10 protein-coding genes are annotated in these 14,731 nt (G+C 41.4%); 7 read left to right on the top strand and 3 right to left on the bottom strand.

The annotated features are described in order from the left end of the window. Positions 1-94: 94 nt before the first annotated feature. The 3 genes from ABF638_RS24410 (at position 95) to radC (ending at position 4,298) form a co-directional block, all read left to right on the top strand. The gene (locus ABF638_RS24410; RefSeq protein ID WP_435025514.1) at positions 95-2,086 is read left to right on the top strand and encodes an alpha-amylase family glycosyl hydrolase; all 1,992 of its coding nucleotides are present in this window, start codon (positions 95-97) and stop codon (positions 2,084-2,086) included. A 277-nt stretch (positions 2,087-2,363) separates the two neighbouring features. Further along, positions 2,364-3,302 (top strand): phosphoribulokinase, encoded by a 939-nt coding sequence (locus ABF638_RS24415; protein ID WP_181932853.1) that lies wholly within the window; start codon positions 2,364-2,366, stop codon positions 3,300-3,302. A 264-nt stretch (positions 3,303-3,566) separates the two neighbouring features. Then, entirely contained in the window at positions 3,567-4,298 is a 732-nt protein-coding gene (gene radC, locus ABF638_RS24420; RefSeq protein WP_435025515.1) for a RadC family protein, read from the top strand. A gap of 119 nt (positions 4,299-4,417) precedes the next feature. Here the strand turns inward: radC and ABF638_RS24425 are convergent, their stop codons facing one another. From ABF638_RS24425 to ABF638_RS24435, 3 genes are all read right to left on the bottom strand, one after another. Further along, positions 4,418-5,209, bottom strand: a complete 792-nt coding sequence (locus tag ABF638_RS24425) for an SDR family NAD(P)-dependent oxidoreductase (RefSeq protein ID WP_435025516.1) — start codon at positions 5,207-5,209, stop codon at positions 4,418-4,420. A gap of 312 nt (positions 5,210-5,521) precedes the next feature. Then, a complete protein-coding gene (locus tag ABF638_RS24430; RefSeq protein WP_435025517.1) occupies positions 5,522-6,994 on the bottom strand; it encodes an alpha/beta hydrolase in 1,473 nt (490 codons plus the stop codon). A gap of 82 nt (positions 6,995-7,076) precedes the next feature. Beyond that, positions 7,077-9,086, bottom strand: coding sequence for a hypothetical protein (locus ABF638_RS24435; protein ID WP_435025518.1), 2,010 nt, complete (start codon positions 9,084-9,086; stop codon positions 7,077-7,079). A 604-nt stretch (positions 9,087-9,690) separates the two neighbouring features. Here ABF638_RS24435 and ABF638_RS24440 point away from each other — a divergent pair. From ABF638_RS24440 to ABF638_RS24455, 4 genes are all read left to right on the top strand, one after another. After that, positions 9,691-11,148 carry an NADH:flavin oxidoreductase gene (locus tag ABF638_RS24440; protein WP_435025519.1) on the top strand — a complete coding sequence of 486 codons (1,458 nt, stop codon included), beginning with the start codon at positions 9,691-9,693 and terminating at the stop codon, positions 11,146-11,148. 65 nt (positions 11,149-11,213) lie between these two features. Further along, the gene (locus ABF638_RS24445) at positions 11,214-12,689 is read left to right on the top strand and encodes a cytochrome c (protein WP_435025521.1); all 1,476 of its coding nucleotides are present in this window, start codon (positions 11,214-11,216) and stop codon (positions 12,687-12,689) included. A 30-nt stretch (positions 12,690-12,719) separates the two neighbouring features. Beyond that, positions 12,720-14,156, top strand: coding sequence for a c-type cytochrome (locus tag ABF638_RS24450; RefSeq protein WP_435025522.1), 1,437 nt, complete (start codon positions 12,720-12,722; stop codon positions 14,154-14,156). Between the two features lie 7 nt (positions 14,157-14,163). Beyond that, positions 14,164-14,601, top strand: coding sequence for a hypothetical protein (locus ABF638_RS24455; protein WP_435025523.1), 438 nt, complete (start codon positions 14,164-14,166; stop codon positions 14,599-14,601). The last annotated feature ends 130 nt before the right edge of the window (positions 14,602-14,731 follow it).

Raw genomic sequence — 14,731 nt, forward strand, 5'->3', positions numbered from 1 at the left:
GACCTTAAAGAAATTCAACCTATTGTCTGGAATAACCTTTGGTTGTTGTGTAAGAACTTCATAGCTGAACTTTAATCACCCAGAGGTTTTTGTAATGCCTATCGATTTATTGAACCGCAAAAAAACTCATTTTGTCTTGTGGCGTCCCAGTGCATCACAACTAGCTCCCACCCTCTACATTGGCAGCACTGCTCCCGAAAGCCCAGACAGATTAGCTCAATTCAGAGAAATTCCGCTTCGTCAATCAACAGAATTTCCAGAATTATGGGAAGTTTCGGCTCAAGAATCTGGTCTGACTGAAGGACAGGTTTACTTTTACTGGTTTAAAGTCCGCAACTCAGACCCCTACGAATCTGCCAGTGCTAACCAAATTCTCTACTGTACAGATCCAACCGCGACAACTGTGGATCGACGCTTACTTGCACCAAAGCCGTCAGAATCAGGGGGCGTTACTAGCTTCGATCCGGCAAGCGTTGTGCTTTATCAAAATAAGACGCTGATTCCCTGTGATCCTGAAGGGCAAACTGTAAATTGGGAAGGCGATGCTCCTTTAGAAACGCTACCAACCAATAATCAACTGGTGATTTACGAATTACCAACCCGCTGGACAAAGATTAATTCAAATGGATTGATTGAAGAAGGAAACGGCACATTTCGTGACGTACTGGCACTATTGATCCCAGAAGCGATCGCTCCTACTTTTCCCATAGTCAGCGCCTTCAATAACCGCGCTCATCTTGTGGAACTGGGAATCAACGCTCTAGAACTTCTGCCACCAGAAGACAGTGATGATACTCTCAATTGGGGTTATGGTACAGCAAATTATTTTGCAGCGGATTTTGACTTAGGACGCCCAGATGAACAGTCAGCACCGACTGCTTCGACTGATTTGGCTAATCTGATCAAAGTCTGCCATCAGCAAGGTTTGCGCTTTTTTGTGGATATAGTGATGGCATTCTCGCGGAATAATCCTTACCATAACGTTAATTTTTTGGAATTTTACATCAAATGGGCTAGTGGTGATCCAGAACAAGGGTCAAGAGATGGCTTTGGTGGGGATTTATTTAAGTACAACTATTGGGTAGAGGGCTATAATCCCATTACTGGACAAAAGTCATGGCTTGTCCCAGCCCGTGAATACTTAAAAGCTCATATTGCCCACTGGTTGGAATACTATCGAGTTGATGGTCTGCGGTTGGATAGCGTCAATAATGTTGCCAACTATGACTTTTTGCAGGAATTCAAGGATTTTGCCCGCACCCTTTGGGATAAAAGAGGCGGAACCGACGATCGCTTCCTCGTAGTTGGCGAAGAATTGAGTGTACCTCTATCTCTCATCCAACAAAATCGTCTGGATGGACTTTGGAATGAAAAGTTCAAGCAAATCATCCGAGAGGTGATTTTAGGTAAGAATGCCTGGGATGAACCCAGCTTTGAATGGAGTATCCGCAAACTAATTGATTGCCGAAACTTAGGCTTTACAGATGGTTCTCAGGCGGTAAACTATATAACTTCCCATGATGTTGGCGGTTATGGTAACGAGCGTTTCTTCAGCTACCTTGTTAGTAATGGAATTGCTAATACTGAACCGCGCATTAAGTTGGCATTTGTCTCGCTGCTTACTGCCGTAGGAATTCCCATGATCCTTGCCGGAGACGAATTTGCCGATCAACAGGATTTGCCTACAACAGATGATTATAAGCAAATTGATCCAGTGAACTACAGCCGTGTGAAAGATGATTGGCGGCAACGCATTTTCCAATACGTTGCGAGGTTGGTTCGCTTACGTAAGACTTCTGGTGCTTTAGCTGTAAATGATACTCAATTTATTCATGTTGATTTTAATGATGGGAAACGAGTTCTAGTTTGGCAGCGTGGTAATAAAGCCGATCAATTAGTAGTTGTTGTGGCGAATTTCTCTGACTACGGCACTCCTCCTGGTTCTGAGTACAGAGTCCCGAATTGGCCTGCAACCCCAGTAGGCAAGCAGTGGCGGGAAGTTACTCAAGAGCGGATAGTGCCATCTGAGTGGGTAGGGAGAGAAGGTATTTTCCCCTGGGAAGCTAAAGTGTACGCTCTAGTTTAATCTTAATGCCGCTCAGTGAAAGATAATCTTAGGTCAGGTTTGGTAATTCAACTTGACCTATTTCTATTGCTAAGGTGAAATACTACAAAACTTGGATGCTGATTCTGATACCCAGCGGCTACATCCATCATTATGCAATCAACCAGTGCACAGAGATTCTATATGTAGAGATATTGCATACCAAGCCTTTGTTTGAGTTACTCGCCTAAACCCTTCTAGAATGAAAACTATTGTAGGGAATTTTATTAATAAACTTGTTTTTATTGTGGGAGGTATGATGAGCCGTCCAATAATTCTTGGTATTGTCGGCGACAGCGCGGCTGGGAAAACAACACTAACGCGAGGAATCGCTCAGGTACTCGGCCCAGAAAATGTTACGCTCATTTGTACAGATGATTATCACCGTTACGATCGCCAACAACGTGCAGAAATTGGCATCACTGCCCTCCACCCGGACTGCAATCACTTAGATATTATGCAGCAACATCTGTCGTTGCTACGCACGGGACAACCAATTCTGAAGCCAGTTTATAGCCATAAAACCGGCACATTTGAGCCACCGCAGTATATCAAGCCGAATAAATTCGTGATTATTGAGGGATTACTCGGTTATTCTACTCGTGCTGCTCGTGACTCTTACGATGTGAAAGTTTACCTTGCACCCCCAGAAGAACTACGCGCTAAGTGGAAAGTTAAGCGAGACACCCAAAAGCGCGGCTACACGGCTGAACAGGTATTAGCGGAACTAGAAAAGCGTGAACCAGACTCATCACAATTTATCCGTCCGCAGCGGCAATGGTCTGATATAGTCATTAGTTTTTATCCACCCACCGAGGAAGATGATGAAACCAATGGCCATTTAAATGTCCGTCTGGTACTTCGCCCGACAATTCCCCACCCAGATTTTACTGAGATTGTCAACTCTGGCTATGGTAATTCTGACTCAGCAATCCGCTTGGGGCTAGACAGGGATATGAGTAAGCCTGTGGATGTCTTAGAAGTTGATGGTCATGCAACCTTAGAACAGGTAAATAAGCTAGAGCATATTATTTGTTCTGATATGCCCCATTTACGAAGTATTTGCGATCGCGAAAGTAATCCCGAACTGGGTAAAATTGCTGGTACAACTGGAGAAACACTGCAAAGTTATCCTCTGGCTTTGACTCAGTTGATTATTACCTACCACATGCTGAAAGCAACGCAAACTTATCAGTAATTAACTAAAATGAAGGGGTTTGAATGGTTTGCCGTGTGTAGTGTTGGGTTGTTGAATTATGCGATGCCTACGGCGGTAAACTACGCACTTTGCTAACTCGCCCTAAATTATCTTATTTTTAGTCTTCCCTTTGAAGGTTGCAAATGAAATTACCCATAGAAACTGACCAAGGTTAAAGATTTTCTCAAATAAAGATGATTTTGAGAGCAAACAAGGGATAACTAAAGATAGTTACATCTTTAGTGACTATTCTCTTAGTTTCCTATGACTTATTGCCTCAGAATTGCTGACTTACCTACAAATGAGCGTCCGCGTGAACGGCTAATGACGCATGGTGCCAAAATTTTAGCCACAGCGGAGTTAATTGCAATTCTACTAGGCACCGGTCAAGGCCCAGGGAAACTCTCTGCTGTGGGTTTGGGACAATATATCTTGAGCGAATTAGGCAAACACCAACGTGATCCTTTGGCAGTTCTGCGAGAAGTTAGCCCTGCTGAGTTGATGCAAATTTCTGGTGTTGGCCCGGCGAAGGCGACAAGTATTTTAGCAGCAATTGAATTGGGTAAACGCGCTTTTCAATCTCGTCCCAATGACGGCACATTAATTGATAGCCCCCTTGCTGCGGCTGCTACCCTCAGCCAAGATTTGATGTGGCAGGTACAAGAACGTTTTGCAGTGGTGCTATTAGATGTCAAGAATCGCTTATTGGGTACGCAAGTAATTACCATTGGTACCGCAACCGAAACTCTAGCCTCTCCCCGTGATATTTTTCGGGAAGTTATTCGTCAAGGTGCAACGCGGGTAATAGTTGCCCACAACCATCCTTCTGGGAACCTTGAACCCAGCCAGGAAGATATAGAATTGACGCGTCAGTTGTTAGCAGGGGCGCAGCTTTTGGGCATTCCAGTACTAGATCATCTGATTTTGGGCAATGGCAATCATCAAAGTTTGCGGGAACTAACAACCCTGTGGGATGAGCATCCGCAGGGGGATTAAAATAATTCGTAATTCGTAATTAAAGACTTGTGAGAATTGCAACACGCAGATCCCGGACTTCTCAAAGAAGTCCGGGATCTTGTTTCTGCGCGTTTGATTTAGGATTGCTATGGTAAAATTTATTTGCTTTCCTGCATATTTCTGACTAGTTTAGTCACTAGCTTTCTGGGAGTAAATCTTACAGATTCAGCAAGGAGCTTATTTTTAATTCCAGGAACGACAACAGTTTTGTTTTCTAATAGACCACGATAGCCGATTTGGGCTACTGTTTCCGCAGTCATAATTTTTTGACCGCTTACTAGCTTTGAGTCTTCCATTGCGGCTCTTTGTTGAAAACCAGATTCGGTAGGCCCTGGACAAAGCGCCGTTACAGAAACACCTGTATCTTCTAACTCATTTGCGATCGCTTCTGTGAACGATAATACATAAGCTTTACTAGCGTAGTATACTGCCATCAGCGGCCCTGGTTGAAAAGCAGCAGTCGAAGCCACATTTAATATTTTTCCAGAACCCCGCTTCACCATACCCTTAAGGAATAACTTGGTTAAATGTGTGAGACATAAAACATTAACCTGTAGCATTTGCATTTCAGCATTCAGGTCAATTTCGTTAAATAATCCGTAGGTAGCAAACCCAGCATTGTTTACCAGCACATCAACCCTGATAGATGCTTGTTCTAGCTCAGTGAAAATTTCTTCTGGGGCTGATGGATTTGATAAATCCTTGGAAATAACTTTGGCAACAATGCCAAATTTATTTTTAAATTCATCGGCGATTTTATTCAGCTTGTCCACGCTTCTAGCTACCAACACCAGATTGTAACCATCTTGAGCAAATAACTTTGCAAATTCATAACCGATGCCACCAGATGCACCAGTAATAAGAGCCGTTTGTTTGCGATTACTCTGCATAATTTTTTATTTGTTAACAGCTTAAAAAATGAATCAATAGTTATTAACTATTATTAACCTAACGCTCTTAAACCTTAATTATTCTCTCTTCACAATACTTAAAAAGCGCTAATTAATTTAAACTAATCACTGATTACACAACAAGCATTCCCCACACTACTACTTACAGCAGATTTAAAATTAGTAAAGTACACAAACTAAGTCTTAAAGCCAGATATTTTACTTCTGTTAGCGTAGCGGGGCGTAGCCCATTCTAACTCCTGAATTCTAACTCCTGAATTCTGACTCCTGACTCCTGAATTCTGCTGTAATTTATTGCCATCGTGAGATTTCCAAGCGGACTGCCACATTTTGACCTAAGACTCTTTGCCCACGTTCAGGTAGGGGAACGTATGCAACATAAACATTTGAACTGGATTCTGAAGTGGGATTTAAGTTCGTTACTGGCTCTTTTTCAACGGAATTCCAACTGTATTTAGCCTCATAAGTACCATCTGTTGCGACAACATCAGTAATTAGATAGTCAGTCCACAAAGGCACTTGATCGAGATGACTGTCACGTAACCAATTCGTCTCTTGTTTTGTGAAAGAATGTAGTGCTAAACGCAAGGCATATCTACAGGTATTATCGTCACTGGCTGAGTTTTTTGGGATTAAAAAGGCTGTAAACAGAGGAACGGGTTTATCTGTTCTGGTTAACTCTTGTGTGATTGGGCAATAATGAGCGATCGCTTGCTCATATATAGGAGTAGGAAGACCACGCAAAGCAACCCTAGTTTCTAGTTGATAAAAATTCTTGTTCTGTTCTTTTAAATCGACATTACTCAGAGACAGTTTCACCTGAATATCACCGAACAAAAAGCGTTGCAGATTTTGATAACCTTCTTCCGAGTTTAATATACCATAACGCCCACCATGAGCGCGATGAATATATGCACGATGAGATCCCGTTATGTAGGCTTTATCAATCTGAACTAAACCATCACTTTTCACCCCGACAGCCTTTCGTGAAAGACCCAAAGCCTCTTCATAATCATGTGCATTAGTGCCGATTAGAGAAAAGACGCGGTTTGGCGAAAATGCATTCTCTATACTTTGTAACTTTTCTAGTTGAAAATTATTAGGTAATTTATCGGTTGGCTTAACATAAGGTGTTAAATACTGGTACATCCTTTGGGGGCCAAAATCATCAGAATTATTCAATTGAAACCTGTCCCTCAGTTCTTCCAGCAAGCCACTTCCGACTTCAAAATAAATGCCACCATGAGGTGTACCGTAGGTAAAGAATTTATCAATGTGATGGGCAGCTTGCTCACCTTTTTCTGGATAAATCTTTTGAATCAAGCTGCGACAAACAAGACCTCCCATTGAGTGGGCGACAAGATAAACTTTGTCTGCACCCGTCGTTTGCTTGACATTTTTGATCAAGTCTCTTAAACCTTTAGCTATCTCCTCCATCTCCTGACGAACTACACTTGAGGAGCCAAAACTAGGTGTAGTTACATCATAAAATCGGTAGATCCAAATAGTTTTATGAAGTTGACCAGACAATCTTTTAATCTGATTGCTCACATTCTGATTGTCAACAATCGGTTGATAACTATGATCGGTCATTAGCCGCAGCAATGGACTCTCAAAAACAAACTTTTGGGGATTTTCTTTCTGGTCTACTCGAATATGTGTTGAACCACTATTGAACCCATAAAATGGATCATTAACTGTTTGTTCAACATCTTTTTGTGTACCTGCATATCCACGAACAAAGATTATTGGTAAATACTGCATCTATATCCTCACTATTTAATAAATATTTTTGCTCGTTCCCATATTTAACATGGGAACGAGTGCAGCATCCAGACAATTTGTCTTAGAAAGTTTTCACAAACTCAATTAGGGCTTTCTTATCTTCATCTGGCAGATTTGAGCCAAAATAATGACCCTCATCTTCAACGAAGTCGGGAGATTTGTTAGCTCTTAAAAGCACACGTGCTAATTTACCTTTGATTCCACCGCCCGGTTTCAAGTCTTGGAAAAGGCTGCTGAGATTGAGAGATGTAATCGCCTCTCTAATATTGATGCTTGCCAGCAAATTCACAGGCGTACCTTTAGGAATAGGAATCCTAAATCTGGGATTTGGATCTCCTGGAGGAAGCTCTAATTTAGTATCTTGAGATGTCCTGCTGATAATACCCTCACGCTTTTCAGTCCACAGCAACTTTTCCATAGCATCCGTATAGGCTTCCACACGTCCTTTCACTGAAGGATCTTCGTTGTAAAGTCCTAGTGTGTTGTTGTGCAGAAGTGGTGCTGTTGCCCAAATACTAACTAGCGAAGGTGTGCGGTAATATCCCAAACCGCCATCTGGTATTTTAAATTCGATGGGTTTTTTCTCATCGAAGGGGTTGTACAGCGTCAAATTACCTGGTGACGGTAGTTCTTTGAAGGTTTTAGACGAGAACTGATCCCAAATATGCCCCTTAGTGGCATTTGTCCCTAGCGATCGCGCCGCATTGGTACCAATTAGTGTAACTGGATAACGCTGGTCATCAGACAAGAAGTTGTGGTCGAGAAAATTACTACTGAGTACAGACTCTTCATACCATTTCTGAGCCTGTTCGGAGTCAGCAGCAATTTCAGCAGGTGGCTTTTTGCTGGAATGACAACCAGCACAAGTACTAGCAAAAACCAGTTTGCCACGTTTGAGAACTTCTTCGTCTTTGGTCAAGAACTCTTCACCACCCGCTGCATCTTTCAAGTGCATCGGCTTGATGGTTTTCAAGAATGCTTCGGCATCAGCCATGCGTGCTTCTGTCTGTCTCCAGCCTTCGCACTCCTTCCGCGCCTTTTCGATATCAAAAGGTTTTTGGGGAGTTCTGCCTAATAAAGGTTCATGGAGAGTCGTCCAGTAATCGCCGCACATCCCAATATTGACGTAGACGCGTAGTGAGGCATTTGCCACTCCTGTAGAGTCCGCGCCATCCTTGAGAATATGATTGACATCCTTGATTGAACCATCGTTCATCACTTCTGGATATGTGGGGCGATCGCCTAAATTAAAAATGGCATTGATCGCATTCGGATTATTGATGTGATCGTTACCAATCCGAGAAGTATCAGATGTACCTGGTCTTTGAGAATCAAGTACTTGCTTAACAAAACTATTTGCCCCAACACTGGACGCAAATAATTTGCTTTCCTTGATGTACTGATTACCCAATGCTGCTACAAGATTTTCCCATTTCGGGTGTTCTTTATCTTTGGGTGGGTTGAGAGGATCTAACGCTACATGACAGATGGCGCAAGACTGCCCAATCACGTATGGAGGCTCAACTTGTGAAGTTTTGGCATATTCAACAGGGTTCCATTTTGCCGAGTCGAAGTTGGGATTTTGGAACTTACGCAACCCAATAACGCCGGTTGAAAGTGGATCTTTGCACTTATCTAGCCACAAACCGTATTCATCTGGTGTTGTTGCTTTCTCACATCCAGGATCGTTAATAGCGCCATAGCGTTGGAATCGTTCATCATGCACACGCGAATCAATCAGCTTTAGCAGATCAACACCACCATGTGTCCGCTTCGCTAGATCACGATAGTACTTAGCATTACCGCCAGTCCATAAGTACCAAGTACAACGGCCCCGTTTCTCGGCATCTGTCAAATTCTCCGTTCTGTAGTCTGGGAGATAACCGATACCTTCACAGTTGTCAGGGTATTCAGATACACCCGTATCCGAATACTTAGTACTTATGGGCGCAAGTGTTTCACTATACTCATCAGCTAAAGCTGTAGGCGTTCCATAAAAGCCGCAGACTATAAACATAGTCACGAATAGCAGGAGCAGACAGCCCTTAAAAATTAGACTTGTCTTTTTCATAAAACTCTTTGTTTGTAAGACCTAAACCTTCTCCGCAGCACCTCACATTTGCAGAGGTACACTAATACTTCATCACTAATTTCCCATTTTCCAGATTTAGTCTTGGGATATTTTGATGATTTTAAATGTACCTTACTGAGGTTCGTTATATATGAACTTACTACACAAGTTTGCAAAACGTCATCAATAAACTTTTATACATTTTTAACCTAAAAATTTAAAAATTTGTAAACTTACAATAGTGTTCAATAACCAATTTGCTATGGTTATATCCATTCCCTAGATACTTGGTTAAGTTTGTAACAAATTGTTAGAAGCTAATCTTAAGGTTGACTTAACCTTTTAAGAGAAATAAAGACGAAAGTTTTCATTTTTCTTAAGATTTTGTTTGTTCATGTTGTCGGTTTACAAACTGCAAAAGACTTTATATAACTGTAAAAACCAATAAGGATAAACATCCATGCTGAAACTGGGTAGGAAAATATAAGTAACAAAAACTTAATACTTAGCTTTCGCATCCGAAAACCTCCACTGTAGATTTGTAGACATAAAACATTACCCTCCCAGAGACACTAGAAATCATAATTCTCTGGCGAGGCTATTCGTGCTAAGAAAAATTCTGACACCTAATTTTATTGCCGAAAAAACACAAAAGACAGAGGAACAGATGGAAAACGATATTATCTTTGAACCCTTGAGATTCCGTAATCTCACAGTAAAAAATCGGATCTTTCGCTCTAGTATTTCTGGAAGATGGGATAACTATGATGGTTCAGGAACCCAAGCCCGAATCAATTGGGAAGAAAAGTTTGCTCGTGGTGGTGTAGGGGCTATTATTACTTCCTTTGTTCCAGTCGCCATCCGGGGAAGAATTATGCCCAATTACGCCACCATTGACTGTGATGAGCGCATTCCTTTTTGGCGAAAAGTAGGAGAAAAAGTCCATGAATATGACTGTAAATTTATCTTGCAATTAAGTCATTCGGGGCGACAGCAGGATATTGCCGGTATAGAAAACTTAGGAAAAAAAGCCTTAAGTTCCACTAGCCAAACTGAGGCATTTCACGGATTTTTGTGTCAAGCTATGACACTAGCAGAAATTAAAGAAACAATCCAACACTTTGCCGATGGTGCTAGACGGGCCCGTGAAGCAGGTTTAGATGGAGTAGAATTGCACAGTGCTAATGGATATCTTTTTAACCAATTTCTCAGTTCTGGAATTAACGATCGCCAAGATGAATACGGTGGATCATTAGAGAATAGAGCGCGGTTTCTGCTAGATGTAATTAGAGCAATCCGCAAAGAAGTAGGTAATGACTTTCATCTACAATTTAAAATTAGTGCCGTTGACTATAACAACGCCGTCACCTTTTGGGAAAAACCAGGTAATACCATAGAAGATTCTATCCAAGTTTGTAAATGGGCAGAAGAAGCTGGGGCTGATGGCGTCCATGTGTCAACTGGTAGCTTATTTCCTCACCCACTCAATCCCATTGGTGATTTTAATTTTGATGTTATTACTAGAACTTATGATGCGATGTTGTCAAGTGGCATTGAAACTACACGCAACTACATTTTATTTCGCAAATCATTTCTGCATCCAATTTTCAATCTTTTATGGAACCGTGTGAAAAAGCAATTACCTCCTCAAGCATTTAGTGGCGATGATGTAAAAGACCCCAAAATTAAGCAGTTATTAATAGAGAACCAAGGCAGAAACTTGCTGGATTCCAGAGAGATTAAAAAACACGTTAATATTCCCGTATTATGCACTGGTGGTTTACAGCAAGCTTCATATATTCGTCAGGCAATTAATGAGCAGTATTGTGATGGCGTCACAATGGCTCGTACCCTAATTGCTAACAATTACTTAGTTAAATCTTTTCAAGAAGGTAAAGACCTAGCAGATAAACCTTGTACTTATTGTAATAAATGTCTATTGAATGTAATAGAAAATCCCTTGGGTTGTTACGAGCAGGATCGCTTCAATAGCTATGAAGAGATGATGGAAGAAGTAATGTCAGTCTTTCATCCAACTCAGTTTGCCAATTCATCTAAATAAAAAGCGATGGGTATCACATTGACAATTTCGCTTGCAGATAATCTCGACAATATGGGGAGTGTTTTATGACTGAACAAACTAACCCTACCCTACTTTCTACCCCAGTCAAGGGAATAAAGGGCATCTTCCGGCGGATTTGGGTTGTGATTGTAGGCATTGCAGCAGTAGCAGTATTTTTATTGTGGCCTGTTTTATCTAACTCCCCAGTGGATTATGCTGACATAGAAAACCACTTTAAATATGGTTCAATCGGCAGCGAACCCATCAATGGCATCCCTTACTGGATTTGGAAAGTTTTACCCGAATTATTCCCAGATAAATTACCCGGACAAGGTTATAATTCTTTGGGATTTATCAAAGAACCTGACAAAGATTTACCTATAGGTTTTTCGCAACGGCGAGTCTTTATTGATCGAGTTGGGTTAAATTGTGCTGTATGTCATACAGGAACACTGCGAAATACCCCTAATAGTGAACATCAAGTCATGACTACGATGCCTGCTAATGTGCTGAATTTGCAGGGATATATCAAATTTTTATCAGCAGTTGGTGTGGATGAGCGCTTTACTGCTAACCGGATGTTACCAGAAATTGAAAAAATTAGTGGTGGTCTTAATCCCATTGAAAAATTACTTTATCGCTTCATTGCAATTCCCCAAACTAGAGATGCACTAATTAATCAGGCATATCGACTTAAGTTTGTGGAAGAACAACCAGATTGGGGGCCAGGAAGAGTAGATACTTTTAATCCTTATAAAGCAATTCAATTCCATTTCCCAATGGATAAATTGCGTGAAGATGAACTGATTGGTACTTCTGATTTTCCCTCAATTTGGAATCAAAAACCCCGCGAGGGATTGCAGTTACATTGGGATGGTAATAACACATCTGTTGATGAACGTAATAAGAGTGCAGCGTTAGGAACTGGAGTCACACCCACAACAATTGATTTGCCTCGAATTCAGAGAGTTGCTGATTGGCTGTGGGAACTACCACCACCCAAATATCCTTATGAAGTTAACGAAACTTTAGCGGCCACAGGAAAACCACTTTTTGAAAGTAATTGCGCTAGTTGTCACGCTTTTGGTGGTGCGTATACAGGCCAAGTTGTACCAATTCAAGAAATTGGTACAGACCCTCATCGCCTAGATTCATTTACTTATGAAACCATCTCTAACCAAAATACGCTGTATGCAGGTTATCCGTGGCGCTTTAAGAATTTTCGCAAGACTAATGGCTATGCGAATATGCCTCTTGATGGTGTTTGGTTACGCGGCCCTTATTTGCACAATGGTTCAGTCCCTACCTTACGGGCTTTACTAGAAAAACCAGAGAACAGACCAAAAGAATTCTATCGGGGCTACGACGTTATCGATAGAGAAAAAGTTGGTTTTGTCTCTGATGTAGCCGAAGAAAATGGTAAAAATTACTTCAAGTTTGATACAAAACTTGATGGTAACAGTAATAGCGGTCACTTATACGGCGTTGATCTTTCCCCAGAAGAAAAAGATGCGATCGTTGAGTACATGAAGAAACTTTGAAAAATATTTTAGCGAGAAAAACCTAAGTTTATGGCAATACTTAAGTCAAAATTAGGGAAAATAATCACCTCAATTGCTGTAGTTATTGTCCTTCTTTTTGGGGTTGTGGGTTATGTGGGATGGTACAACCTTTTCCGCGAAGTTCCTAGCGAAGTTTATGAGTTACCAGAGGATCATTTTAAATATGGTTCTATTGGTACAGAACAGGCACAAGGTGTACCATATTGGATTTGGTTAGTATTACCGCGCATATTTCCCGATAAGCTACCAGGCCCAGGCGGTTATACTTCTCTGGGAATTACTTGGGAAGAAGGTAAAGAGCTACCAGTCGGTTTTTCTAAAAAAACAATCGGGTTTCCCAGAGTTGGGATAACTTGTGCTGTTTGTCATCATGCTACTTATCGAGAAAATCTCAAAGATAAGCCAACAATTATTGCAGCTGGGCCTGCTAATAGATTTGATTCTCAAGGCTATATCCGCTTTCTTGGTAATGCTGCTAGTGACCCCAGATTTGAACCGGATTATATACTTGATGAAATCAAATATAGTCATGAGTTTAGCTGGTTAGAAAACCTGCTTTATCGTTTTATAATTATTCCCCAAACCAAAAAAGGGCTGCTACAACAAAGTGCAGACTTTGCTTGGACTGATTCTCGTCCTAATTGGGGACCAGGTAGAATTGATCCGTTTAATCCTGTGAAGTTCACTACTTTAAAGTTGCCTAAAGATGACACCATTGGTAACTCAGATATGATGCCTTTGTGGAATCAAAAGCAACACCAAAACTTTGCCTTGCATTGGGATGGTTTAGAAACTTCGCTGCGAGAAACGGTGCAGACTGGGGCAATTGGTGACGGTGCAACTAAAGAGTCTCTACCAGTAGAGGATCTCCAACGAGTAGAAGATTATATTTCGGAACTACCGCCTCCTAAATATCCGTTTGCAGTTGATGAGCAAATAGCTACACAAGGAAAAGCAATTTTTAACAATACTTGTGCATCTTGTCATGCATTTGGCGGCGAAAGAACTGGTAAGGTGATTCCTGTTGAAGAAGTGGGAACTGACCGCCACCGGCTAGATATGTGGACGCAGGAAGCAGCAGATACTTACAACAAATTTGGTGATGGTTATTCTTGGGACTTCAACCAGTTGCGGAAGACCAATGGTTACGTTTCTGTCTCTCTTGATGGTCTTTGGTTAAGAGCGCCTTATTTACATAATGGTTCGGTGCCATCCCTACAAGACTTGTTAGAAAAACCGGAGAATCGTCCCCAATCTTTTTATCGAGGATTTGATGTCTATGACCAAAACAAAGTTGGCTTTATTTCCGAAGGAGAAGAAGCGCAACGTGTAGGTTTTAAATATGACATTAGCGTTCCTGGTAATAGTAACCAAGGACATCTCTATGGCACTGATTTACCTGTCAAAGATAAACAAGCATTAGTCGAATACTTAAAAACTTTGTAACCAAGTTATGAACAAATATGCTGTTTGGTTCCGGGCGCTCGTCTGGTTAGGTGTTATCCAAAACTGCGTGATGGGTATACCCGCTATCTTCGCACCGAGTTGGTTGCTGGAATTACTTCACCAAAGACCTACCGAAGACCCGGTATGGACTTCGTTTGCTGGCTTGCTAGTGGTTCTGCTGTCGCTGTTCTACATTCCGGGAGGAAATGACCCGTACCGCTACACATCTAATGCTGTGCTAGCGATCTTTGCGCGATCGCAAGGAGTCATTTTCTTTTTCTTTATTTACCCCAATGTTTATCCCGTCTTCGGGATTATCGACTTGGTATTTTTCTTGTTCCAAACACCACTGTTGATACTGACCATGCTCAACAAACCTCAAGCTTCTACGCCGGATAACGATGTTTTAAAGTATGACGGGTCTACCTACAAAGAAGTAACTTGAAGTTGCTTGTTAGGTGGAACTAATTTTTAGATCACAAAGATGCGATAAATCATTACAAAGACGCGATAAATCATCACAAAGACGCGATAAATCGCCGTCTCTACAAAAGACTGATTATTGTAGAGACGGC

Origin of the sequence: Nostoc sp. CALU 1950, assembly GCF_051172895.1 — a bacterium.
In the GTDB taxonomy this organism is placed as follows: Bacteria; Cyanobacteriota; Cyanobacteriia; order Cyanobacteriales; family Nostocaceae; genus Nostoc; species Nostoc edaphicum_A.

What these genes read in the sequence shown, in the direction of transcription:
- ABF638_RS24410 (WP_435025514.1), top strand. Translation starts at nt 95, where the DNA reads ATGCCTATCGATTTATTGAACCGCAAAAAAACTCATTTTGTCTTGTGG.
- ABF638_RS24415 (WP_181932853.1), top strand. Translation starts at nt 2,364, where the DNA reads ATGAGCCGTCCAATAATTCTTGGTATTGTCGGCGACAGCGCGGCTGGG.
- radC (WP_435025515.1), top strand. Translation starts at nt 3,567, where the DNA reads ATGACTTATTGCCTCAGAATTGCTGACTTACCTACAAATGAGCGTCCG.
- ABF638_RS24425 (WP_435025516.1), bottom strand. Translation starts at nt 5,209, where the DNA reads ATGCAGAGTAATCGCAAACAAACGGCTCTTATTACTGGTGCATCTGGT.
- ABF638_RS24430 (WP_435025517.1), bottom strand. Translation starts at nt 6,994, where the DNA reads ATGCAGTATTTACCAATAATCTTTGTTCGTGGATATGCAGGTACACAA.
- ABF638_RS24435 (WP_435025518.1), bottom strand. Translation starts at nt 9,086, where the DNA reads ATGAAAAAGACAAGTCTAATTTTTAAGGGCTGTCTGCTCCTGCTATTC.
- ABF638_RS24445 (WP_435025521.1), top strand. Translation starts at nt 11,214, where the DNA reads ATGACTGAACAAACTAACCCTACCCTACTTTCTACCCCAGTCAAGGGA.
- ABF638_RS24450 (WP_435025522.1), top strand. Translation starts at nt 12,720, where the DNA reads ATGGCAATACTTAAGTCAAAATTAGGGAAAATAATCACCTCAATTGCT.
- ABF638_RS24455 (WP_435025523.1), top strand. Translation starts at nt 14,164, where the DNA reads ATGAACAAATATGCTGTTTGGTTCCGGGCGCTCGTCTGGTTAGGTGTT.